The sequence below is a fragment of the Kitasatospora sp. NPDC093679 genome (genome assembly GCF_040683455.1).
GTDB classification, from domain to species: Bacteria; Actinomycetota; Actinomycetes; order Streptomycetales; family Streptomycetaceae; genus Kitasatospora; species Kitasatospora arboriphila.
In genome coordinates this window covers 13999-36058 of record NZ_JBFBDW010000026.1, presented here as the reverse complement: position 1 = coordinate 36058, position 22060 = coordinate 13999, and the positions used below count along the sequence as shown (strand labels likewise).

Sequence of the window (22060 nt, the reverse complement as noted above, 5' to 3'; positions counted from 1 at the left end):
ATCGATAGCACCCTTTTCCGGGTCCCTCGCGGACCGCCGCGGGCGGGTGGTCACGGGGTGCGGTCGGGCCGCTGCGACGGGTCGCAGATGTGTTCGAAGGTGGGCCTCGGACTGGCAGTTCAATCACATCCTTAGTTGCAAATGTCTTCAAGTCGTCGCCGAATCGACGCCACATGACCGCTGATCACTCATCCGCGATCGATTCCGGTCATCCAGCGAAGATTCCCGACCGTCTCCCTACAGTCGTTGCCGAACCCGCCCGAACGGTGCGGGGACCGCGACAGCAGGAGGAAGACGATGGCGAACCCGGAGACCGCGCTCAAGGAGGCCATGACGATCGAGGGCGCGATCGGCGTCGCCCTGGTCGACTACGGCAGCGGCATGGCCCTCGGGACGCTCGGCGACTCCGCCGAGCTCGACCTCAACGTGGCCGCCGCCGGCAACACCGACCTCGTCCGGGCCAAGATGCGGACGATGGAGATGCTCAACCTGCACGACAACGAGATCGAGGACATCCTGATCACGCTCAGCAGCCAGTACCACCTGATCAGGCCGCTCACCACCTCCGGCGGCCGCGGCCTCTTCCTCTACCTGGCGCTCGCCCGCAGCCGCTCCAACCTCGCCATGGCCCGCCACCAGCTGCGGCGGATCGAGGCCAACCTTGAGGTCTGAGCCCACCCGCGGCCGCATCGACCCGGAGCCGGAGAGGGGGCCGCGTGCCCGTACCGCTGTACCAGGCCAAGGCGGAGTTCTTCCGGATGCTCGGCCATCCCGTCCGCATCCGGGTGCTGGAGCTGCTGCAGGCCGGCCCCACGCCCGTCCGTGAACTGCTCGCGGACATCGACATCGAGCCGTCCAGCCTCTCCCAACAGCTCGGCCAGCTGCGCCGGGCCGGGCTGGTGACGGCCACCCGGGAGGGTTCCACCGTCGTCTACGCACTGGCCGGCGCCGATGTCGCCGACCTGCTCCGCGCGGCCCGCCGCATCCTGACGGAGCTCATCCAGGACCAGGGCGTGCTGCTCGCGGAGCTCAGAGCCTCCGACTGACGGCCCGACGGCCGCGCACACCCCTCCTCTCCCATGCACCTCGACGACCACCGTCCGCCGGGCGGGGGATCGATGACGCACGTTCACACGTCTTCCATGTGACCGATGACATGTGAAATATTACCCGCGCTCATCCGACCACCCCCGCCCGGAAGGACCGGTCCCCGTTGAAGCGCACACCCTCCACGGCCCTCGCGGCCGTGCTCGCCCTCGGCGCCCTCGCCGTCGGCATACCCGGCGCCGCGGCCGCGCCGTTACCCGCAGGTCCGCGGCTCGCCGCCGAAGCCGCCCCCGGGACCGAGGGCCCGCAGCCCGACCCCGTCCCGCAGGAGCGCCGGCGCCAGGCCCTGCGCACCGAGGCGCTGGAACGGCTCAACCGCGGCACCGTCGCCCGCACCCCCGACCACCGCGCACCCTCGAAGGTCCGGATCGGCGACGACTACGTCCAGCTCGGCGTGGAGCGCCGCGACAAGGTCTTCGTGATCCTCGCCCAGTTCGGCGACCAGGTGGACTCCACCAGCCAGTGGAACGGCCAGCCCCGCTACGGCGGCACCCCCGGCCCGCGCCACAACGCCATCCCCCGGCCCGACGCGAGCGACACCCACACCTTCTGGAAGGCCGACTTCGACCGGGACTACTACCGCCGGATGTTCTTCGACGCGACGCCCGGCGCCAACTCCGTCCGCAACTACTACCGCACCCAGTCCTCCGGCCGGTACGACATCGACGGCACCGTCAGCGACTGGGTGACCGTCCCCTGGAACGAGGCCCGGTACGGCAGCAACAAGGGCCCGCAGGGCAGCGGCGCCTGGACGCAGACCCAGGAGTTCGTCCGGGACGCCGTGAAGGCCTGGTACGACGGCGAGATCGCCAAGGGCCGCACCCCGGCCGACGTGAAGGCCGAACTCGCCCGGTACGACGTCCACGACCGCTACGACCACGACAAGGACGGCGACTTCGACCAGCCGGACGGCTACCTCGACAACGTGATCGTGGTGCACGCCGGCGTCGACGAGACCTGGGGCGGCGGCGCCCAGGGCACCGACGCGCTGTGGGCGCACCGCAGTTGGGCCTTCCCCGACCCGACCGGCAGCACCGGCCCGGCCGGCGACCGTATCGGCGGCGTCCCGGTCGGCGACAGCGGCCTCTACGTCTACGACTACCTGCAGGCCGGCGAGAACAGCGGCGTGGGCCTCTTCTCCCACGAGTACGGCCACAACCTCGGCCTGCCCGACCTCTATCCGCTGACCGGCGGCGACAACTCCGTCAACTTCTGGTCGCTGATGTCCTCCGGCTCCTACCTGGGCACCGGACGGAAGAACACCACCGGCGAGTACCCGGGCGACCTCGACGCCTGGAGCCGCCTCCAGCTCGGCTGGCTGAACTACGACGAGGCGCAGGCCGCCACCCGCTCCAGCCACGCCCTCGGGGTGAGCGGCTACAACACCGACCAGGCCCAGGCCGTCCTGGTGCACCTGCCGCCGGGCCGCACCACCACCGACCTCGCCGACCCGTACGAGGGGGGCGCCCAGTGGTGGAGCGACACCGGGGACAACCTCGACAGCACGCTCACCCGCACCGTCGACCTCACCGGCCGGACGGGCCCCGCCGCCCTGGACGCAGCGGCCTGGTACGACCTGGAGCAGGACTACGACTTCCTCACCGTCGAGACCTCCACCGACGGCGGGAAGACCTGGCGGCCGCTGCCCGGCACCGTCGACGGCGCACCCGTCCCCGCCACCCCGGCCGGCACCCCCGGCCTCAGCGGTGCCTCCGGCGGCTGGCGGAAGCTGCACGTCCCGCTGGACGGACTCGTCGGCAGCAGCGCGGAACTGCGCTTCCACACCACCTCGGACTCCAACACGCACGGCAAGGGCGCACTGGTCGACGCCGTCCGGATCACCGCGGACGGGACCGAACTCCTCGCGGACGGCGCCGAGCACGGCGGAGACCCCGGCTGGACGGCCACCGGCTTCTCCGTCGTGCAGGGCCGCGCGGCGGTGCGCGAGCACCCGCGGGCCTACCTGGTCGAGAACCGGCGGTACGCGGGCTACGGCGCCTACCTGCGGACCGGGCCGTACAACTTCGGGTGGACCGGGGTGGCCGGCAAGGCCGGGGTGATCGACACCTACCCCTACCAGGAGGGCGTGCTGGTCTGGCTCTGGGACACCGCCTACTCCGACAACAACACCAAGGACCACCCCGGCGCCGGGCTGATCCTGCCGGTGGACGCGCACCCGGGCGCGATCCGCTTCAAGGACGGCACCCTCGTGAACGGGCGGGCCCAGACCTACGACGCGGTCTTCTCGCTGAAGGGCACCACCGCCTTCACCCTGCACAAGGCGGGCGAGGCCGTCCGGATCGGCGCCGAGCCGGCCGTCCCGGCCTTCGACGACCACCGCGGGGTCTACACCGACCCGGCGCTGCCCCAGCTCGCGGTCGCCGTCCCGGACACCAACACCCGGATCGAGGTCGTCCGGGAGAGCCAGGGCGGCCGGATCACCACCGTCCGCGTCGGCCCGGCCTCCTGACCACCGCCCCGGACGGCCGCACCCCGGCCCTCCGGCAGCACGGCACCGGAGCACCACGGCACGACTGCACCCCGGCCTGACGGTGCGACAGCACGACCGGCTCACCGGCCCCCGGCGGATCTCCGCCGGGGGCCGGTGGCGTTCCGGCCGGCCGGGGCCGACGGGTCAGCGGGAGCTCGGGAGCTCGGGAGGCCAGGGCCCGGGGGCTGGGCGGGGGGCTGGGCGGTGGGTCGGTAACCGGGGCCGGGGGCCGGGGCGGGAGGCCCGTGCGGCCCCGGCTCAGTAGCCGAAGCCGGCCGCGCCGGTGCGCAGCAGCGCGAAGGCGGTGCCGGTGTCCTCGACGGCCCGCCGATGGGCGTCCGCCTCCGGCACGCCGTCGGAGAGCCGCCGCCAGTTGATACGGGTGAGGTCCTGCCGGACCGAGACGAACTGGGCGGCGAGCAGCCGGGCCGTCAGCTCGCCCTCGCCGCCGAGGGCCTCGGCGAGCAGCTCGGTGTCACGGGCGATCCAGTCCAGCAGGTGGGAGGAGAGGCTGGGCGTCCCGTAGACCAGCCGGTGGAAGGCGAGGACCTCGGGATCCGCGCAGAGGCCGGTGACCGCGTCCCGGGCGGCGAGCCGGTCGAGCTGGTGGCGCTGGAGGGCGTCCAGCGGGGTCTCCTGCGGGCCGCGGGCGGCGACCACCCGGCCGGACTCGCCGAGGTGGTCGGCCATCCGGTGCAGGACGAGCTCCTCCTTGGTCGGGAAGTAGCGGAACAGGGTGGGCTTGGAGACCTCGGCGGCGGCGGCGATCTCGAGCACCGAGACCCCGTCGAAGCCGTGCGCGAGGAACAGGCCGATCGCCGTGTCGGCGATCGCCTGCCGGGTGCGCTCCTTCTTGAGGGTCCGCAGACCGGGCGGCTCGTTCATGGCGGCGATTCTAACCCGGGAACTGACTCGGGCTCTTTTGTTACCGGGTTGCACTTCTTACCGGGTTGCTGTTCCATGGACGTCGTCCGGGCCTTCCAGAAGCCGAGTCCGGGCCCCAGGGGAGGAGTTCCACCATGTCCGACTCCATGTCCGACGCGATGTCCGACGCGATGTCCGGCGCCACGCCCACCGCCGCACCCGGCGCCGCGTCCGGGATCACGCCCGCCACCGCCCGCGAGACGACGTCCGTCCTGATCTCGGGCGCCGGGCCGACCGGCCTGACGCTGGCCTGCCTGCTGGCCCGCCAGGGCGTGGCCGTCCGGGTGGTCGAGCTGGCGCCCGAGCCGCACTCCGGCTCCCGCGGCAAGGCGCTCAACGCCCGCAGCCTGGAGGTGCTCGCCGACCTCGGCCTGGCCGAAGCCCTGCTCGCCTCCGGCCGGACCAACCTGCCGTTCCGCCGCTACTTCGAGGGCGCCTTCGTCGCCGAGTCCGACCCGGCGGCGGAGACGCCGGCCACCCCGGCCGCCCCCTACCCCAGCTCGCTCTTCCTGCCGCAGGACAGGGTGGAGGCACTGCTGCGGGGCCGGCTGGAGGATCTCGGCGGATCGGTCGAGTTCGGCACCGGGCTCGCCGGGTTCGCCCAGGACGGCGAGCGGGTCACCGCCAGGCTCGCCGACGGACGGGAGATCGAGGCCCGGTACCTGGTCGGCTGCGACGGCGGGCGCAGCACCGTCCGCAAGCGGCTGGCCATCCCCTTCACCGGCGACAGCGAGCCGGAGCCGGCCATGGTGGTGGGCGACCTGGAGATCGGCGGCCTGGAGCCCACGGCGTGGCACCAGTGGTTCGGCCCGCAGGGCGCGCTGCTGCTCTGCCCGTTCGGCGACGAGGACGGCCGGTGGCAGGTGCAGGCCACCCCCGAGACCGGCCCCGACGGCACGGCGCTCGCCCCCTCGCTGGAGGGGTTCCGCCGCATCGTCGCCGAGTACACCGGTGACGAGTCCATCGAGGTCCGCGGGGCCGGCTGGCTCTCCAGCTGGCGGGTCAACGTGCGGGTGGCGGAGCAGTACCGGGTCGGCCGGGTGCTGCTCGCCGGCGACGCCGCGCACGTCCACCCGACGGCGGGCGGGCTCGGGATGAACACCGGCATCCAGGACGCGTGGAACCTCGGCTGGAAGCTGGGCCACGTCCTGACCGGCCTCGCCCGGCCGACCCTGCTCGACACCTACGAGGAGGAGCGGCAGCCGATCGCCGCCTGGACCTTGCGGACCTCCACCGCCGGGATGGCAGCGGTGGCGGAGGGCGCCCGCACGCCGGGCGTCGGCCTGGAGGCCGTCCGGGTCGACGACCTCACCGGCCTCTCGCTGGGGTACCGCTGGAGCCCGCTCGCGAAGGACGGGCTCGGCACGTCCCTGCAGGCCGGCGACCGCGCACCGGACGCCCCCTGCACCGACGCCGAGGGCCGCCCGATACGGCTCCTGGAGACGTTCGTGGGCGACCGGTTCACCCTGCTCGCCTTCGGCCACCAGCCCTCCGCCGACCTGCCCGGACACGTCCGCACGGTGACGGTGGACGCGGACGACCCGGCCGGGCTGCGGGACACCGACGGGCACGCCCGGCGGGCCTACGGCATCGAGGGCGCGGCACTGGTACTGGTCCGGCCGGACAACCACGTGGCACTCACCGCACGCCAGGGCGAGGAGCAGGCCGTCCTCGACTACCTGGGAGGCCTGTGAGGCACCGCCCGCCAGGAGCCCGGCCCGCTTGTAAAGACTTCTTTCTAAAGATAACTTTAGAAGCATGACCGAGGAGCACCCGGCACCGGACGTGCCACCCACCGTGCAGCTCAGCGACCCGCGGGCGCTGAAGGCGTACGCCCACCCCACCCGGATGGCGCTGGTCGGACTGCTCCGCCGCGAGGGCCCGCTCACCGCCACCCGCGCCGCCGAGCTGATCGGCGAGTCCGTCGCCAGTTGCTCCTTCCACCTCCGTCAGCTCGCCAAGTACGGGCTGGTGGAGGAGGCGGGCGGCGGGCGCGGCCGGGAGAAGCCGTGGCGGGCCACCGCCCTGTTCACGAGCTGGGACACCGCCGCCGCGGACCCGGCCGCCGCCCGGGCGGCCGGTGCCCTCCAGCGCACGGTGGTCGAGCGGTACGCCGCCCTCGCCGTCCGCTGGCTGGAGGCCCAGCCGGAGGAGGAGCCGGCCTGGCGCAGCGCCGCCGGAATCGGCGACACCCTGCTGCACCTCACCGCCGAGGAGCTCACCGAACTCGGCGCCCGGATGGACGAGCTGACCCGCCCCTACCTGGACCGCCTCGGCGCCGGGGCCGACCGTCCGGCCGGCAGCCGCCCGGTGCTGGTCGTCCGGATGGCGCTCCCGGTCGACCTGCCGGCCCCCGGCGGCCAACCCGCCGCACCCGACCGCCCGCACCGTTCCGACCACCCGCAGGGCCCCACCGAGGAGGAGGCACGGTGACCGCCACGACCGAGCCCACCGGCACGCACCCCTCCGCGCCGCCCGCCGGCCCCGACCGGCCCGGCCACTCCGACCGCCGCGGACGGCGGCTGATACCCGCCCTCCTCCGGATCACCGAGTTCCGCCGGTACTGGACGGGTCAGACCGTCTCGGCCGTCGGCGACCAGATCACCACCATCGTGCTTCCGCTGGTCGCCGTCAGTACGCTGCACGCCGACGCCGGCCGGATGGGCCTGCTCACCGCCGCCGGCTGGCTGCCCAGCCTGCTCTTCGCCCTGCACGCCGGCACCTGGGCGGACGGCCGCTCCGACCGCCGCCGGGTGATGATCGTCGCCGACATCGCCCGGGCGGTGCTGCTGCTCACCGTGCCGCTCGCCTTCCTGCTGGGCGTCCTGACGCTCACCCAGCTGTTCGTGGTGGCCTTCGCGATGGGCACCTTCGCCGTGCTGTTCGACGTCTGCAACGCGCCGCTGTTCGTGGCGGTCGTCCCGGACGGGCGCTACGTCGAGGGCAATTCACTGGTCAACGGCAGTCGGGCGATGTCCTCGGCGGCCGGGCCCGGTCTCGGCGGGGGCCTGGTGCAACTGCTCGCGGCGCCGCTGGCACTGGTCGCCGACGCACTGTCCTTCCTCGCCTCCGCGGTCGCCCTCGGCAGCATCCGGCCGGCCGAGCCGCCCGCCGAGCCGAAGGCCCGCGGACGCATCTCGGCCGGGCTGAAGTTCATCACCACCACCCCGATCATGCGGGCCGCGCTGCTGGGGACGGCGACGGTGAACCTCTTCACCTTCATGATCGCCGCACTGTTCGTGCTGTACGCGACGACCGAACTCGGCCTGTCCGCGGGCCTGCTCGGCGCCGTCCTCAGCGCGGGCGCGCTCGGCGGGCTGATCGGCGCCACGGTGACCGCCCGGATCAGCCGCCGGATCGGCATCGGCCGGGCCGTGGTGCTCGGGCTGATCGCCTACCCGGCGCCGCTGCTGCTCGTCCCCGCGGCGCACGGCGGCACCCTGTCGGTGGTCGCGCTGCTGCTGGCCGCGGTCTTCGGCTCGGGCATCGGCGTGATGCTCCTCGATATCACAGTCGGCTCGCTCTTCGCGGCAGTAATACCGGATCGGCTCCGATCCCGGGTCTCCGGCGCCTATCAGGCGGTCAACTACGGCATCCGTCCGCTAGGTTCCCTTCTGGGAGGGGTGCTCGGCAGCACGCTAGGCCTGCGGCTGGCGCTCTGGGTCGCCGCCATCGGCGCGCTCACCTCGTTCCTCTGGCTGCTGCCGTCGCCGATCCCCGGCCTCCGCGACCTGCCCGACGCGCAGGAGGAGAAGGGACCCTGACCCCTCGTCAGGGAAAATCCCGGGAGTCGGGCATATGCCCGAGGAAAGTGCTGGAACCCTCCCCCGCACCGTCCACGGCGCGGTAGCGTTACGCCCCGTTGGGGCTACAGCCAGTAAGGGCGTGGCCACGGACGCGTCACGGGGGCGCTGAGGAGGGGTGCACACCATTGCCGGGGATCGACGACTGCCTGATCGAGGCGATGACCATCACCGGGGCTCTCGGTGCCAGCCTGGTCGACTGGACCAGCGGCCTCGCCCTCGGCGCCGCCGGCGCCGGCCCCGGCGGTGACCACGACGCCGGGGCGGCCGACGCCACGGAGGTGGCCAGGGCCATCACCCAGACCTCGTCCTTCGCCGACCCCGCCGCGAGAACCGCCCCGGCCGAGGACGTCATCGTCACCTCGGCGGGCACGTACCACCTGATCCGCTTCGTGGAGACGGCGTTCGACAGCAGCGTCTTCCTCTACCTGCGCCTCGACCGGGCCACCGCCAACCTCGCCATGGCCCGGTTGCGGCTCGCCACCATCGCCGACGGACTGGTGCTCGCCTGATGCAGCCGACCCTGCAGCCGATGCTGCCACCGGCCCCCCTGCCGGTCGTCCACCGCCCCACGACCAGGCTGCCCCGCAGGCACCGCTCGGGCTTCGCCCCGGCCACCGTCTTCGAGGCCGCCCTCACCGACCTCGCCGCCGACCGGGCCACCGGCGCCCTGCACGGCTCCGCCGGCACCGTCCACCTGGTCGACGGCGAGGTGGTGCACGCCGAGAGCCCGGCCACCCCGGACGTCGGCACCCTGCTCACCTCGGCCGGCCGGCTCTCCGCCCGCACCTGGGCGGACGCGATGGCCGCGACCCGCGGCACCGGCAACGCGGCCGAGCACCTGGTCGCCGCCGGTGCGATCGGCCGCGGCGAGCTGGAGCTCTGCCACCTCACCGCCGTCCTGGACGCGGCGTTCTTCGCGCTGCCGCAGAACGACGGCCCGATCGGCTTCCTGCCCGGGGTGCGGCCCGGGCTGACCCTGGTCCGGCCGCTCGACGCCGGCGAGCTGCGCCTCGCGGTCGGCCGGCGGCGGGCGCTGCTGGAGCGCACCCACCCGGCCGCGGGCCTGGACGTCTCCCCCGTCCGCGCCCGCACCGAACCGGCGACCCCCGACCGCAGGGCCGCCGCCTGCAGCGGCCGGCGGCGGGCGGTGCTCGCCGCGGCCGACGGGTACCGCACACCCGCCCAGATCGCCCGGCTGCTCGGCCGGTCCGCCTACACCACCCTGCTCGACATCCGGCACCTGGCGGCCGTCGGGCTCGTCGAGACCCCGGCGGTGAGGGACGGGCCCGCGCCGGTCGCCGCGGTCGGCCCGGCCGTCGCAGCCGGCCCGGCCACCGGCCCGGTGGCCCCACCCGTCCCGTCGCCCGCACCGGTACGGCCGGGCGGAGTGCCACCGCAGGCCGGGCCGCCCCCGGCCCACCCGGAGGTACTGCTGCCGTCGCCGGCGCTGCACGACTTCCCGCCAGATCCGGAGATCGCCCTGCTGCTCCGGATCCGAGCCGCCCTGGAGGCCCGACTGTGAGCGTCCCACCCGCCCGTACGCCGTTCCGGGCCGCGTCATGAAGCGCGCCCTGCGCCAGTTCACGGCGAAGCGGACACCGGCCCTGCCAGAGCCGGAGGTGCTCAACGAACTGCGCGGGCTGCGCGCCACCGTGCCGCACCTGACCGGCGGGCTGGTCGCCACCACCGACGGGCTGGTGGTCGCGCACGACACCAACGGCCTGGAACCGGAGGGCCTGGCGGCGCTGACCGCGGCCGCCCTCGGCGTCGGTTCCAGGTTGATCGAGGCGAGCGGCCAGGGCGGTTTCCGCGAGCTGCTCACCCGGGGCGAACACGGCTACACGGCGACGTACGCGGCCGGCGGCTACGTCGTGCTGACGCTGTTCGCCGGGCCGGACGCCAATGTCGGCCGACTGCACTTCGAGGCCCGCCGGGCCGGCGGCCGCATCGCCGCGATCGCCGATGCGGCCCTGGAGCGCCAGGACCGCCCCTGACCACGTTTGACCGAGCATCACCGACACACCGTCGATCCACCTTCTGGAAGGAACCACCATGGCCAGCACGGAGCACGCACTCAAGGACGCGATGAGCTCGATCGAGGGCGCCATCGGCGTTGCCCTCGTCGACTACAACAGCGGTATGGCCCTCGGCACCATCGGCGGCGGCCCGGAGCTCGACCTGAACGTCGCCGCGGCCGGCAACACCGACGTGGTCCGGGCCAAGGTCCGGGCGATCGAGATGCTGAACCTCAAGGAGGCGATCGAGGACATCCTGATCACCCTGTCGACGCAGTACCACCTGATCCGGCCGCTCACCAGCCGCTCCGGGAAGGGTCTGTTCCTCTACCTCGCCATCGACAAGCAGCGTTCCAACCTGGCGATGGCCCGCCATCAGCTCAAGCGCATCGAGGCCGAGCTGGAGGTCTGACAGCAGCACAACGGGCAGCGGGCCGGGGGTGATCCCCCGGCCCGCCGGTGCGTCCGGCGAAAGTGGCGGGGCCGACCCCTGGTCGATATTGAGGTGTCACACATAACATGGCAATGTGAAATTTCACACGCCTTGAGGCCGCCCCCACCCCGCGCCCCGAAGGAGAGCCAGCCCACCGTGACCACCGACGCCGTGAAAGCCGACGCCGTGACCACCGACGCCGCGAGCACGCCCGCCGTCCCCGCCCCGCCGAACACCGGCAGCCACGACCTTCCCGTCTCCCCCGCCCTGGACGCCTTCATGGGCACCGCCTGGGCGCCCAGCCCGCTGCCCGCCTCGGAGCGGGTCGCCGCCCACGGGGTGACGCCGGCCCGCCGCGCCGCCCTGGCCGCGGCCTTCCCCGGCGAGCGCCTGGTGGTGCCCGCCGGACAGCTGAAGGTCCGCAGCAACGACTGCGACTTCCGCTTCCGGCCGCACAGCGCGTACGCCTGGCTCACCGGGCTCACCGGCGAGGAGCAGGTGGGCCACGTGCTGGTGATCGAGCCGGACGGCGAGGCGGTGCTGCACGTCCGACCGCGTTCGCCGCGCGGCGGCGGCTCCGAGTTCTACCGGGACCGCCGCTACGGCGAGTTCTGGGTCGGGCGGCGGCCGGACCTCGACGAGGCCGAGCAGCTGACCGGTATCCGCACCGTTCACCTGGACGCGCTCGCGAAGTCCGTCGGCCCCGGGGCCCGGGTGCTGGCCGGGGTGGACCCGGCGGTGGACGCGCTGACCGGCCGTCCGGCCGCGGCCCGCACGGCCGGGGACGACCGGCTCGCCGCCGTGCTGTCCGAGCTGCGCCTGGTGAAGGACGCCTGGGAGGTCGGCCAGCTCCAGCTCGCGGTGGACCACACCACGGCCGGCTTCGAGGACGTCGTCCGCGCACTGCCCGAGGCCCTGCGGCACCACCGCGGCGAGCGCTGGCTGGAGGGCACCTTCGAGCGGCGGGCCCGGCTGGAGGGCAACGGCACCGGGTACGAGACGATCGTCGCCTCGGGCGCGCACGCCTGCGTGCTGCACTGGATCCGCAACGACGGGCCGCTCGATCCGTCGCGGCTGCTGCTGCTCGACGCCGGTGTGGAGACCGACAGCCTCTACACCGCGGACATCACCCGCACCCTGCCGCTGAGCGGCCGGTTCACCAGCGCCCAGCGGGACGTCTACGAGCTGGTGCTGGCTGCGCAGGAGGCCGGCATCGCGGCCGTCCGACCGGGCGCGAGCTTCCGCGACTTCCACCGGGCGGCGATGACGGTGATCGCCGAGGGGCTGGCGGAGTGGGGCGTGCTGAAGGTGTCCGCCGAGGAGTCGCTGCGGGCCGAGAGCGGGCTGCACCGCCGGTACACGCTGTGCAGCAGCGGCCACATGCTGGGGCTGGACGTGCACGACTGCGGCCGGGCGCGCGCCGAGACCTATCTGGACGGCCGGCTGGAGGAGGGCCACGTGCTCACCGTCGAGCCGGGCCTCTACCTGCAGCCGGACGACGAGACCCTGCCGCCGGAGCTGCGCGGCATCGGCATCCGGATCGAGGACGACCTGGTGGTCACCGCGGACGGCGCCCGGCTGATGTCGGCGGCGCTGCCGCGCACGGTCGCGGGCATCGAGGAGTGGATGGGCACCCTGGCGGGCTGACGGGCCGGCAGTTCCGGCCCCGGGCGGGGCGCCGGTCCTCGGCGCCCCGCCCGATCCGGCCCTCGCACCGCGGCGGCACCGCCGCCGGGGCCCGCCCGACGGCGTCACGGACACCGTCCCGACTCCGGTGAGCACACGGCAACCTCGCGGCAACAGGCGGGCAACGCACGGGAATCCGACCGGCCCTAATTTCTGTCACCCGACAGAAAACGCCTGCGGAAGGCCGGTGCCCCATGACCACCAGCACGTCGCTCGCTCCCGCCGGTCCGCCGTCCGCCGGCGCGCTCCCCTACCCACAGCAACTCCACCGCACCATCGGCCGGTTCGGCTCCTTCGCGGCCGGCTTCTCGTTCATCTCGGTGCTGACGACGGTCTTCCAGCTCTTCGCCTTCGGATACGGCGCGGCCGGCCCGGCCTTCGTCTGGACGTGGCCGGCGGTGCTCGTCGGCCAACTGGCGGTGGCCGCCTGCTTCGCCGAACTCGCGGCCCGCCACCCGATCTCCGGAGCGATCTACCAGTGGGCGACCCGACTGGCGAACCCGCTGTACGGCTGGTTCACCGGCTGGCTGATGGTGCTCGGCCAGGTGGTCGTGGTGACCGCCGCGGCGCTCGCCCTGCAGGTGGTGCTGCCGGCGCTGTGGCCGGGGTTCCAGCTGGTCGGCGGCGACCCCTCGCCGACCACCGCGAGCGGCGCGGCCAACGCGGTGCTGCTGGGCACCGCGCTGATCGCCCTGACCACCCTGGTGAACGCGGTGGACAACCGGGTGCTGTCGCTGGTCAACGGCGTCGGGGTGACGGCCGAACTCGCCGGCATCGCACTGATCCTGGTGCTGCTGTTCACCCACACCGAGCAGCCGGTGGGCGCGGTGCTGCACACCGCGCCGACCGGCGGCGGCGCCTGGACGCTGCTGGTCGGGGCGTTCACCGCGGCGTACGTGATGATCGGCTTCGACAGCGCCGGCGAGCTCTCCGAGGAGACGGTCGCCCCGCGCCGCACCGCGCCGCGGACCATCCTCACCGCGCTCGCCGCCGCCGGGGTCAGCGGCGGCCTGCTGCTGCTCGGCGGCGTGCTGGCCGCCCCCAGCCTGACCGACGGCCGGCTCGCCACCGAGGGGCTCTCGTACGTGCTGACCAGCAGTCTCGGCGACGGGCTGGGCCGGGTGCTGCTGGCCGACGTGGCGGTCGCGGTCTGCGTCGGCACCCTCGCGATGCAGACCGCCGGCACCCGGATGGTCTTCTCGATGGCCCGGGACGGCGCCCTGCCCGGCGCCCGCCGGCTGGCCGAGGTCGCACCCGCCAGCGGCATGCCCCGGTGGGCGGCGCTCGCCGTGGGCGTCCCGGCGGTGGCCTTCCTACTGCTGAACCTGGCCTCGCCGGCCGCCTTCCTGGCGCTCTCGGCGACCTGCATCGTGCTGGTCTACGCCGCGTACGCGCTGGTGGTCGGCGCGATGCTGGTCCGCCGGGTGCGCCGGCTGCCGCTCGGCGAGGGCGGGCCGGACGCGGACGAGACCGGCCAGCCGCTGTTCACGCTCGGCCGCTGGGGGCTGCCGGTGAACGTGCTCGCCCTGCTGTACGGGGTGGCGATGACGGTCAACCTGGCCTGGCCGCGCGCCTCGGTGTACGACCCGGACGGCGGCCACTGGTACCTGCGGTGGTTCGCGGTGCTGGTGCTCGTCGGCGCGGTCGCGGCGGGTGCCGCCTACCGGCTGCGCCGCCGCTGACGGCGGCGCCGCAAACCCGCGCTCACAGGAGCCGCTCGCCCTCCCGGCGGGCGGCTTCCGCGCGCTCGGGGTCGCAGCCGGCGAAGCGCAGCGCGGCGTCCGCGACGGCCCGGGCCACCGGCTCCGCCGAGCGGCCGCCGCGCTCCCGGGCCACCGCCACCCCGCCCTCCACCAGGCCGAACAGCAGGTCGGTGCGCAGCGCCGCGTCCGCGCCGGGGTCGAGCAGGGCGAGCAGCCGCCCGTACGCCGCCTTCAGTGCCTCGCGGGCGCCGCGGAAGCCGGCGAACCGCTCGCCGCGGACCTCGGGCAGCTGGTAGAGCGCGCCGAGGTTGTAGAGGCCGCCGAAGAGCAGTTCGCAGTCGCGGGCGGCCAGCGCCCACAGCCGGGGCGCGGGGTCGGCGTCCGGGTCGGCGAGCAGCGCGGTGGCGAAGGCCAGCGAGGGTTCGACGGTGCTCTCCAGCAGGGTGGCGAGGACGTCCTCCTTGCCCGCGAAGTAGTGGTACATCGAGGCCTGCCGCATCCCGGCGCGTTCGGCGACGGCGCGGGTGGTGGTGGCGGCGTAGCCGTTGCGGGTGAAGAGTTCGGCGGCTGCGGCGAGCACCTGTTCGCGCGGGGCGAGGCCGCTCGCCGAGGGGCCCAGGGCGCGCGGCCGGCCGACGCGGCCCGTACCGGGGGTGGTGACGGCGCGGGCGGTCGGACGGCTGGTGGCGGACACCCGGCGATCCTCGCACACCGGTGCCCCTCACCGCGGTCGGCGGCCCCGGTGAGGGGACGGTAACTCCCGTGTTACGCACGGGCAATGGCGGTGAATCCGGGCCTCCCTAATTTCTGTCGCATGACAGAAATCCACGAGGCCGAGGCCGGCACCGCCACCACCACGGCCGCCCGCGCCCACGCCAGGTCCCAGGCGGGCACGGTCGTCGACTGCATGCCGCTGCTGCCGCCCCCGCCGGGCACCCTGTGGTCCGAGACCGTCGCCGCCGGCGGCTACACCCACCTCGTCCTCCCGGCCGGCACGGTGGTCACCCTCACCGACCGGGACGGCGACGCCTGCGCGCACCTCCTGCTGTACGTCACCGGGCGGCCGTGGGAGCGGCTGAACGCGGCCGACACCGTCAAGGTGCAGTGGAACGCCTACCTCACCGAGGGCAGCCAGCTGCTCTCCGACCAGGGCCGGGTGCTCGCCACCCTGGTCGAGGACACCTCCGGCCGGCACGACGCACTGGCCGGCACCTCCACCGCCGCCCGCAACACCGCCCGCTACGGCGACGGCGCCGCGCACGGCCCCTCCCCCGCGGGCCGCGAGCTGCTCACCCTGGCCGCCGCCAAGCACGGCCTGACACTGCGCGACCTGCCCGCCCCGGTCTCCTTCTTCCAGGGCGTCGCCGTCGAGGCGGACGGCACCCTGCGCCACACCGGCCCGGCCGGCCCCGGCGCCCGGGTCGTCCTGCGCCTGGAGCAGCACACCACCCTGCTGCTCGCCAACACCGCCCACCCGCTGGACCCGCGCCCGACCTGGCACTGCACCCCGCTGCAGGTCACCGCCGTGCCCGGCGAGGTGACCGGCCCCGGCGACCCGCACTGGGACGCCACCCCCGAACGCCACCGCGCCCACCTCAACACCGCCGCCCTGGGGGCCCGATGACCGTCCTGCTCGATGCCGAGGTGCCCGCCCGCGGTGCCTGGTCCGCCGTCGTCCGCCGCGGTCAGCGGCTCACGATCACCGACCTCGGCGGCAACCAGGCCGTCGACTGCCTGATCTACGACGCGCACGACACCGCCGTCCGCTACAGCGCCGCCGACACCCTGCAGGCGCAGGGCTCGGTCTTCCTCGGCAAGGGCAGCGTGCTGCTGTCCACCGAGCACACGCCGCTGATGACCGTGGCCGAGGACGACTGCGGCCGGCACGACACCATCGCCGGGGCCTGCTCCAAGGAGTCCAACACCCTGCGCTACGGCCACCACACCTGGTCGCAGCACGCCTGCGTGGAGAACTTCCTCGCCGAGGGCGCCCGGCACGGCCTCGGCAAGCGCGACCTGGTCTCCAACATCAACTGGTACATGAACGTGCCGGTCGAGGCGGACGGCACCCTCGGCATCGTCGACGGCCTCTCCGCCCCGGGCCTGCGGGTCGTGCTGCGGGCCGAGACGGACGTCCTGGTGCTGGTCTCCAACTGCCCCCAGATCAACAACCCGTGCAACGGCTTCGACCCGACGCCCGTCCGCATGACGATCACCGAGGACTGAGCGGGAACCATGGCCTACGACACCCTGCTGATCGCCAACCGCGGCGAGATCGCCGCCCGGATCGTCCGCACCGCGCGCCGGATCGGCATCGCCACCGTCGCCGTGTACTCCGACCCGGACCGCTCCGCGCCGCACGTCCGGCTCGCCGACCACGCGGTGCGGCTCGGCCCGGCCGCCGCCAAGGACAGCTACCTGCGCACCGACCTGGTGCTGCAGGCCGCCCACGACAGCGGCGCCGGTGCGGTCCACCCCGGCTACGGGTTCCTCTCCGAGGACGCCGCCTTCGCCCGGCGGGTGGAGGCCGCGGGGCTCGCCTTCGTCGGCCCGACCCCCGGCCAGCTGGAGGTCTTCGGCGCCAAGCACACCGCCCGGGCGGCCGCCGAGGCCGCCGGGGTGCCGCTGCTGCCCGGCACCGGGCTGCTGCCGGACCTGCCCGCCGCACTCGCCGCCGCCGAGGGCGTCGGCTACCCGGTGATGCTCAAGGCCACCGGCGGTGGAGGCGGCATCGGCATGCGGGCCTGCCGGGACGCCGCCCAGCTCGCCGACGCCTGGGAGCGGGTGCAGCGGGTCGCCGCCGCCAGCTTCGCCACCGCCGGCGTCTTCCTGGAGCGCCTGGTCGAGCACGCCCGCCACGTCGAGGTGCAGGTCTTCGGCGACGGCGCCGGCCGGGTGGTCACCCTCGGCGACCGGGACTGCTCGCTGCAGCGCCGCAACCAGAAGGTGCTGGAGGAGGCACCCGCGCCGGGCCTGCCCGACCGCGTCCGCCGGCAGCTCGCCGACTCCGCCCGCCAGTTGTGCGCCTCCGTCGGCTACCGCTCGGCCGGCACCGTGGAGTACGTCTACGACGCCGCCCGCGAGGAGGCGTACTTCCTGGAGGTCAACACCCGGCTCCAGGTGGAGCACCCGGTCACCGAGGCGGTGTACGGGGTCGACCTGGTCGAGTGGATGCTCCGGCTCGCCCAGGGCGACCGCTCGGTGGTCCGCGAGGTCGGCGTCCCGGACGGCCACGCCGTCGAGGCCCGGATCTACGCCGAGGACCCGAGCCGCGACCACCGGCCCAGTGCCGGTCTGCTCACCGAGGTCGCCTTCCCGCCCGGCGTCCGCGTCGACACCTGGGTGGAGACCGGGACGGAGGTCACCACCGCCTACGACCCGATGCTCGCCAAGGTGATCGTGCACGGCGCCGACCGGGCGGACGCGCTGGCCCGGCTCACCGACGCGCTGGACGGCACCCGGATCCACGGCATCGAGACCAACCTCGGTCTGCTGCGCGCCGTCCCCGCCGTGCCGGCCGTCGCCTCGGCCGTCCACCACACCGGCACCCTGGCGCACGTCGCCGACCCGACCCCGCGGATCGAGGTCGTCCGGGCGGGCACCCAGACCACCGTCCAGGACTGGCCGGGCCGGACGGGCTACTGGCACGTCGGGGTGCCGCCGTGCGGTCCGATGGACGACCTCTCCTTCCGGCTCGGCAACCGGGCCCTCGGCAACCCCGAGGGCGCCCCCGGCCTGGAGTGCACCCTGCTCGGCCCGGCGCTGCGCTTCACCGCACCCACCTGGGTCTGCGTCACCGGCGCACCCGCGTCCGTCACCGTGGACGGCCTGCCGGTGCCGCAGTGGGAGCCGGTGCTCGTCCCGGCCGGCGGCCTGCTCGACGTCCCCGCCCCGCCGGGCCCGGGTCTGCGCAGCTACCTGCTGGTCGCCGGCGGCCTGGAGGCCCCGGACTTCCTCGGCAGCGCCGCCACCTTCACCCTCGGCGGCTTCGGCGGCCACGGCGGCCGGGCGCTGCGCACCGGTGACGTGCTGCACGGCGGCACCGCCACCCTCGGCGAGGGCGCGGGCCCGGTCGCCGACCGCCCGGAGTTCACCTCCGCCTGGGAGCTGCCCGCGGTCGAAGGCCCGCACGCCGCACCGGAGTTCTTCACCGAGCAGGACGTCGCCGACTTCTACGCCGCCGACTGGTCGGTGCACTTCAACAGCGCCCGCACCGGCGTCCGCCTGATCGGCCCCAAGCCCGCCTGGGCCCGCCCGGACGGCGGCGAGGCCGGCCTGCACCCCTCGAACATCCACGACACCCCGTACGCGGTCGGCGCCGTCGACTACACCGGTGACATGCCGGTGCTGCTCGGCCCGGACGGCCCCTCCCTCGGCGGCTTCGTCTGCCCGGCGACCGTCGTCTCCGGCCAGCGCTGGAAGCTCGGCCAGCTCCGCCCCGGCGACACCGTCCGCTTCGTGCCCGTCACCGCCGGGGACGCCGCCGTGCTGCGCCGCACCCCGGCCGCCGCACCGCGCGCCTCCCGACCGGCGGTCGTGGACGGCGGGATCCTGCACCGCACCCCCGCCGGCCCCGACCGGCCGAGCGTCACCTACCGGCGCAGCGGCGACGACAACCTGCTGGTCGAGTACGGGCCCATGCAGCTGGACCTGGCGCTGCGGATGCGCGTCCACGCACTGGCCGAGCGGCTCGCGGCGCGGCGGCCGGAGGGCGTCGTCGACCTGACCCCGGGCATCCGCTCGCTGCAGGTGCACGTCGACCCGGGCGTCCTGCCGCTGCCCGAACTGCTGGCGCTGGTCCGGGAGATCGAGGGGGCGCTGCCCGCCACCGACCGGCTGGTGGTGCCGAGCCGCACCGTCCACCTGCCGCTGTCCTGGGACGACCCGGCGACCCGGGAGGCGATCGAGCGGTACATGGCGGGCGTCCGCGACGACGCGCCCTGGTGCCCGTGGAACATCGAGTTCATCCGGCGGATCAACGGCCTGGCGTCCGTGGACGAGGTGTACCGCACGGTCTTCGACGCCGAGTACCTGGTGCTCGGCCTCGGCGACGTCTACCTGGGCGCCCCGGTGGCGACCCCGCTCGACCCTCGGCACCGGCTGGTCACCACCAAGTACAACCCGGCCCGCACCTGGACGGCCGAGAACTCGGTCGGCATCGGCGGCGCCTACCTCTGCGTGTACGGCATGGAGGGGCCGGGCGGCTACCAGTTCGTCGGGCGGACGGTGCAGATGTGGTCGGGCTGGCAGCAGCGCGGCCCGTTCGAGCCGGGCGCGCCGTGGCTGCTGCGGTTCTTCGACCGGATCCGCTGGTACCCGGTCTCCGCGGAGGAACTGCTGGAGATGCGGGCCGACATGGCGGCCGGCCGGTTCGCGTTGAAGATCGAGGAGGGCGAGTTCGCGCTGGCGGACCACCTGCGCTTCCTCGACGAGAACGCCGGGCCGATCGCCGAGTTCCGGGCCGTCCAGGCGGCGGCCTTCGCGGCCGAGCGGCAGGCTTGGGAGGAGGCGGGCGAGTTCGACCGGGCCGAACGGGCGGCCGGCACCGCTCCCGTGGCGGCGCGCACCGTCACCGCACCGCCGGGCGGCAGCGTGGTGGAGGCCGAGTTCACCGCCTGCGTGTGGAAGGTCGACGTGACACCGGGCGAACGGGTGCGCAAGGGGCAGCAGTTGATGGCACTGGAGGCGATGAAGATGGAGTCGGCGGTCACCGCGGACCGGGACGGCGTGGTCGCGGAGCTGCTGGTCGGTTCCGGCGACCAGGTCGAGGCCGGCAGCCCGCTCGTGGTGCTGGGGGCGGTCGCGTGAGCGCGGTCGTCGGAGCCGTGGAGCGGGTCCGCCGGGCGTACGCGCGGATCGCCGCCGCCGACCGGCCCGAGGTCTGGATCGACCTCCGGCCGCAGGCCGAGGCCGAGGCGGAGGCCGCCCTGGTCGACGCCCGGGTCGCCGCCGGCGAGCACCTGCCGCTGGCCGGCACGGTCTGCGCGGTCAAGGGCAACATCGACGTCGCCGGGCTGCCCACCACCGCCGGCTGTCCCGGCTACGCCTACCTGCCCGAGCGGGACGCCCCGGCGGTGGCCCGGCTGCGCGCGGCCGGCACGGTCGTCCTCGGCACCACCAACCTCGACCAGTTCGCCACCGGCCTGGTCGGCACGCGCAGCCCGTACGGCGCGGTGCGCAACGCCCTCGCCCCGGAGCGGATCGCAGGCGGGTCGAGCTCCGGCTCGGCCGTCGCCGTCGCCCTCGGCATCGCGGACCTGGCGCTCGGCACCGACACCGCGGGCTCGGGGCGGGTGCCGGCCGCCCTCAACGGCATCGTCGGCCTCAAGCCCGCCCCGGGCCGGGTGCCCACCGAGGGCGTGGTGCCGGCCTGCGCGAGCGTGGACTGCGTCTCGGTGTTCGCCCGGACGGTCGACGAGGCGGAGGCCGTGCTGCGGCTGCTCGCCGACCCCGCACCGGCCGCGCCGCCCGCCCGCCGCCCCGGCCCCTGGCGGATCGCCGTCCCTGCCGCCGCCCGGCTGGGCACCCTCGCCGACGGCTGGGCGGAGGCCTTCACCGCGGCGGCCGACCGGTTCGCCGCGGCCGGGGCCGACCTGCGCGACCTCGACCTCACCCCCTTCGACCGGGTGGCGGCGATGCTGTACGAGGGCGCATTCGTGGCCGAACGGTACACGGCGGTGGGCGAGTTCGTGGACGCCCTGGCGGAGAAGGGCGGCGACGGCCTCGACCCGGTGGTGGCCGGCATCATCGGCGCCGCCCGCGGCCTCCCCGCCCACCGGCTCTACGCCGACCTCGCCGAACTGGACCGGCTGCGGGCCCTCGCGCTGGCCGAACTCGGCGACGCGGACGCCCTGCTGCTGCCCACCACCACCTGGCACCCGACCTTCGCGGAGGTCGCCGCCGACCCGGTCGGCGGCAACGCCCGGCTGGGCCGGTTCACCAACTCGGCCAACCTGCTGGGCCTGTGCGCGGTCGCGGTACCGGCGGGCACCGTCCGGGGGCTGCCCTTCGGCGTGATGCTGGTCGGCCGGGCCGACACCGAGGCGCGGCTCTGCACCCTGGCCCGGCTGCTCACCGAACCCCCCGTCCGGCTGGCGGTGTTCGGCGCCCACCTCACCGGCCAGCCCCTCAACGGCCAGCTCACCACCTTGGGCGGTCGGTTCTGCGGCGAGGTGGCGACGGCCCCGGTCTACCGCCTGTACGCCCTGGACACCGTCCCGCCCAAGCCCGGCCTCGTCCGGGTCGAGGCGGACGGCGCCGCCGTCGCCGGCGAACTCTGGGAGCTCCCGGCCGCAGGCCTGGGCACCCTGCTGGCCGCCCTCCCCCACCCCATGGCCCTCGGCCCCGTCCTCCTCGCCGACGGCACCCGCACCCCCGGCTTCCTCTGCGAACCGACCGCCCTCACCTCGGCCGAGGACATCACCCGCGCCGGAAGCTGGCGGTCGTACCTGGACGCCCCGACAGGGGCGCGGGGAACTGCGCAACCCCGGGTACGGCGCACCTGACGGACCGGCCCGCCCCCTCCCGGCTCCCCAAAAGCCCCACACCTGACTTGCCCCGAATCGGCCCGGGATGTGAAGGTGTCGTGCACTTGCAAGGAGGTAGCCATGATCGCTGGCCCTGGTTTCTGGGATCAGGAGATCGAGCGGGCGGGCTGGTCGCGCGCACTGTCGGCCGGCCCCGCCGATTTCCCGGAGATCGCGGGCCGCAGGACGGTCTGGGGCCGTAACTGCTACGTCCGCGGACGGGACCGGCTGGTCATCGAGTGGTCGGACCAGGTGACGATAGCCGCGGCCCTCCTGAACGGCCGGCCGTGCCCGCTGGGCTCGCCGGAGGACCTGTCCGCGGCGATAGCGCAGGACCGTCGCCCCGGCTGGTGACCCCGACGGGATCCC

The 22060-nt window shown here is 74.7% G+C and carries 19 protein-coding genes; 17 read left to right on the top strand and 2 right to left on the bottom strand.

Annotated features, from left to right (window positions below; all coding sequences use genetic code 11):
• The first annotated feature begins 297 nt into the window (after positions 1–297).
• The 3 genes from AB0O09_RS21735 (at position 298) to AB0O09_RS21725 (ending at position 3577) form a co-directional block, all read left to right on the top strand.
• Positions 298–672, top strand: coding sequence for a hypothetical protein (locus AB0O09_RS21735; protein ID WP_363543572.1), 375 nt, complete (start codon positions 298–300; stop codon positions 670–672).
• A gap of 44 nt (positions 673–716) precedes the next feature.
• Positions 717–1046: a metalloregulator ArsR/SmtB family transcription factor gene (locus tag AB0O09_RS21730; RefSeq protein WP_344621633.1), complete on the top strand. Its 330-nt coding sequence runs from the start codon at positions 717–719 to the stop codon at positions 1044–1046.
• A gap of 167 nt (positions 1047–1213) precedes the next feature.
• A complete protein-coding gene (locus tag AB0O09_RS21725) occupies positions 1214–3577 on the top strand; it encodes an immune inhibitor A domain-containing protein (protein ID WP_363543571.1) in 2364 nt (787 codons plus the stop codon).
• 279 nt (positions 3578–3856) lie between these two features.
• On the opposite strand, the gene AB0O09_RS21720 is transcribed toward AB0O09_RS21725, so the two are convergent.
• Complete coding sequence (locus tag AB0O09_RS21720; RefSeq protein ID WP_363543569.1) at positions 3857–4483, bottom strand: TetR family transcriptional regulator; 627 nt, start codon at positions 4481–4483, stop codon at positions 3857–3859.
• A 134-nt stretch (positions 4484–4617) separates the two neighbouring features.
• Here AB0O09_RS21720 and AB0O09_RS21715 point away from each other — a divergent pair, with 134 nt between their 5' ends.
• The 9 genes from AB0O09_RS21715 (at position 4618) to AB0O09_RS21675 (ending at position 14144) form a co-directional block, all read left to right on the top strand.
• Entirely contained in the window at positions 4618–6216 is a 1599-nt protein-coding gene (locus AB0O09_RS21715; protein ID WP_363543567.1) for an FAD-dependent monooxygenase, read from the top strand.
• A 64-nt stretch (positions 6217–6280) separates the two neighbouring features.
• The gene (locus AB0O09_RS21710; RefSeq protein ID WP_363543565.1) at positions 6281–6955 is read left to right on the top strand and encodes a helix-turn-helix domain-containing protein; all 675 of its coding nucleotides are present in this window, start codon (positions 6281–6283) and stop codon (positions 6953–6955) included.
• A complete protein-coding gene (locus tag AB0O09_RS21705; RefSeq protein WP_363543563.1) occupies positions 6952–8286 on the top strand; it encodes an MFS transporter in 1335 nt (444 codons plus the stop codon). Before AB0O09_RS21710 ends, AB0O09_RS21705 begins: the two co-directional genes overlap by 4 nt.
• Positions 8287–8453: 167 nt before the next feature.
• The gene (locus tag AB0O09_RS21700) at positions 8454–8837 is read left to right on the top strand and encodes a hypothetical protein (protein ID WP_030268693.1); all 384 of its coding nucleotides are present in this window, start codon (positions 8454–8456) and stop codon (positions 8835–8837) included.
• Positions 8837–9850 carry a transcriptional regulator gene (locus tag AB0O09_RS21695; protein WP_363543561.1) on the top strand — a complete coding sequence of 338 codons (1014 nt, stop codon included), beginning with the start codon at positions 8837–8839 and terminating at the stop codon, positions 9848–9850. The genes AB0O09_RS21700 and AB0O09_RS21695 overlap by 1 nt, the downstream gene beginning before the upstream one ends.
• Positions 9851–9887: 37 nt before the next feature.
• Positions 9888–10322, top strand: coding sequence for a roadblock/LC7 domain-containing protein (locus AB0O09_RS21690; protein ID WP_344621625.1), 435 nt, complete (start codon positions 9888–9890; stop codon positions 10320–10322).
• A 58-nt stretch (positions 10323–10380) separates the two neighbouring features.
• Complete coding sequence (locus tag AB0O09_RS21685) at positions 10381–10755, top strand: hypothetical protein (protein ID WP_344621624.1); 375 nt, start codon at positions 10381–10383, stop codon at positions 10753–10755.
• A 207-nt stretch (positions 10756–10962) separates the two neighbouring features.
• Complete coding sequence (locus tag AB0O09_RS21680; protein WP_344621706.1) at positions 10963–12423, top strand: aminopeptidase P family protein; 1461 nt, start codon at positions 10963–10965, stop codon at positions 12421–12423.
• Between the two features lie 233 nt (positions 12424–12656).
• Positions 12657–14144, top strand: a complete 1488-nt coding sequence (locus AB0O09_RS21675; RefSeq protein WP_363543559.1) for an amino acid permease — start codon at positions 12657–12659, stop codon at positions 14142–14144.
• Between the two features lie 22 nt (positions 14145–14166).
• On the opposite strand, the gene AB0O09_RS21670 is transcribed toward AB0O09_RS21675, so the two are convergent.
• Positions 14167–14859 (bottom strand): TetR/AcrR family transcriptional regulator, encoded by a 693-nt coding sequence (locus tag AB0O09_RS21670; RefSeq protein WP_363543558.1) that lies wholly within the window; start codon positions 14857–14859, stop codon positions 14167–14169.
• Positions 14860–14979: 120 nt separating this feature from the next.
• Between AB0O09_RS21670 and AB0O09_RS21665 the strand changes: the two genes are divergently transcribed.
• The 5 genes from AB0O09_RS21665 (at position 14980) to AB0O09_RS21645 (ending at position 22045) form a co-directional block, all read left to right on the top strand.
• The gene (locus AB0O09_RS21665) at positions 14980–15789 is read left to right on the top strand and encodes an urea amidolyase associated protein UAAP1 (protein ID WP_363543557.1); all 810 of its coding nucleotides are present in this window, start codon (positions 14980–14982) and stop codon (positions 15787–15789) included.
• Positions 15786–16391: an urea amidolyase associated protein UAAP2 gene (locus AB0O09_RS21660; RefSeq protein WP_363543555.1), complete on the top strand. Its 606-nt coding sequence runs from the start codon at positions 15786–15788 to the stop codon at positions 16389–16391. The genes AB0O09_RS21665 and AB0O09_RS21660 overlap by 4 nt, the downstream gene beginning before the upstream one ends.
• Before the next feature lie 9 nt (positions 16392–16400).
• Positions 16401–19973, top strand: a complete 3573-nt coding sequence (uca, locus tag AB0O09_RS21655) for an urea carboxylase (protein ID WP_363543554.1) — start codon at positions 16401–16403, stop codon at positions 19971–19973.
• The gene (locus AB0O09_RS21650) at positions 19970–21670 is read left to right on the top strand and encodes an allophanate hydrolase (protein ID WP_363543552.1); all 1701 of its coding nucleotides are present in this window, start codon (positions 19970–19972) and stop codon (positions 21668–21670) included. Before uca ends, AB0O09_RS21650 begins: the two co-directional genes overlap by 4 nt.
• A gap of 102 nt (positions 21671–21772) precedes the next feature.
• Positions 21773–22045 carry a hypothetical protein gene (locus tag AB0O09_RS21645; RefSeq protein ID WP_363543551.1) on the top strand — a complete coding sequence of 91 codons (273 nt, stop codon included), beginning with the start codon at positions 21773–21775 and terminating at the stop codon, positions 22043–22045.
• The last annotated feature ends 15 nt before the right edge of the window (positions 22046–22060 follow it).

Bases quoted from the DNA above. Each gene is read 5' to 3' on its own strand.
- AB0O09_RS21735 (WP_363543572.1), top strand. From the start codon at position 298: ATGGCGAACCCGGAGACCGCGCTCAAGGAGGCCATGACGATCGAGGGC.
- AB0O09_RS21720 (WP_363543569.1), bottom strand. From the start codon at position 4,483: ATGAACGAGCCGCCCGGTCTGCGGACCCTCAAGAAGGAGCGCACCCGG.
- AB0O09_RS21715 (WP_363543567.1), top strand. From the start codon at position 4,618: ATGTCCGACTCCATGTCCGACGCGATGTCCGACGCGATGTCCGGCGCC.
- AB0O09_RS21710 (WP_363543565.1), top strand. From the start codon at position 6,281: ATGACCGAGGAGCACCCGGCACCGGACGTGCCACCCACCGTGCAGCTC.
- AB0O09_RS21695 (WP_363543561.1), top strand. From the start codon at position 8,837: ATGCAGCCGACCCTGCAGCCGATGCTGCCACCGGCCCCCCTGCCGGTC.
- AB0O09_RS21690 (WP_344621625.1), top strand. From the start codon at position 9,888: ATGAAGCGCGCCCTGCGCCAGTTCACGGCGAAGCGGACACCGGCCCTG.
- AB0O09_RS21685 (WP_344621624.1), top strand. From the start codon at position 10,381: ATGGCCAGCACGGAGCACGCACTCAAGGACGCGATGAGCTCGATCGAG.
- AB0O09_RS21675 (WP_363543559.1), top strand. From the start codon at position 12,657: ATGACCACCAGCACGTCGCTCGCTCCCGCCGGTCCGCCGTCCGCCGGC.
- AB0O09_RS21665 (WP_363543557.1), top strand. From the start codon at position 14,980: ATGACAGAAATCCACGAGGCCGAGGCCGGCACCGCCACCACCACGGCC.
- AB0O09_RS21660 (WP_363543555.1), top strand. From the start codon at position 15,786: ATGACCGTCCTGCTCGATGCCGAGGTGCCCGCCCGCGGTGCCTGGTCC.
- uca (WP_363543554.1), top strand. From the start codon at position 16,401: ATGGCCTACGACACCCTGCTGATCGCCAACCGCGGCGAGATCGCCGCC.
- AB0O09_RS21645 (WP_363543551.1), top strand. From the start codon at position 21,773: ATGATCGCTGGCCCTGGTTTCTGGGATCAGGAGATCGAGCGGGCGGGC.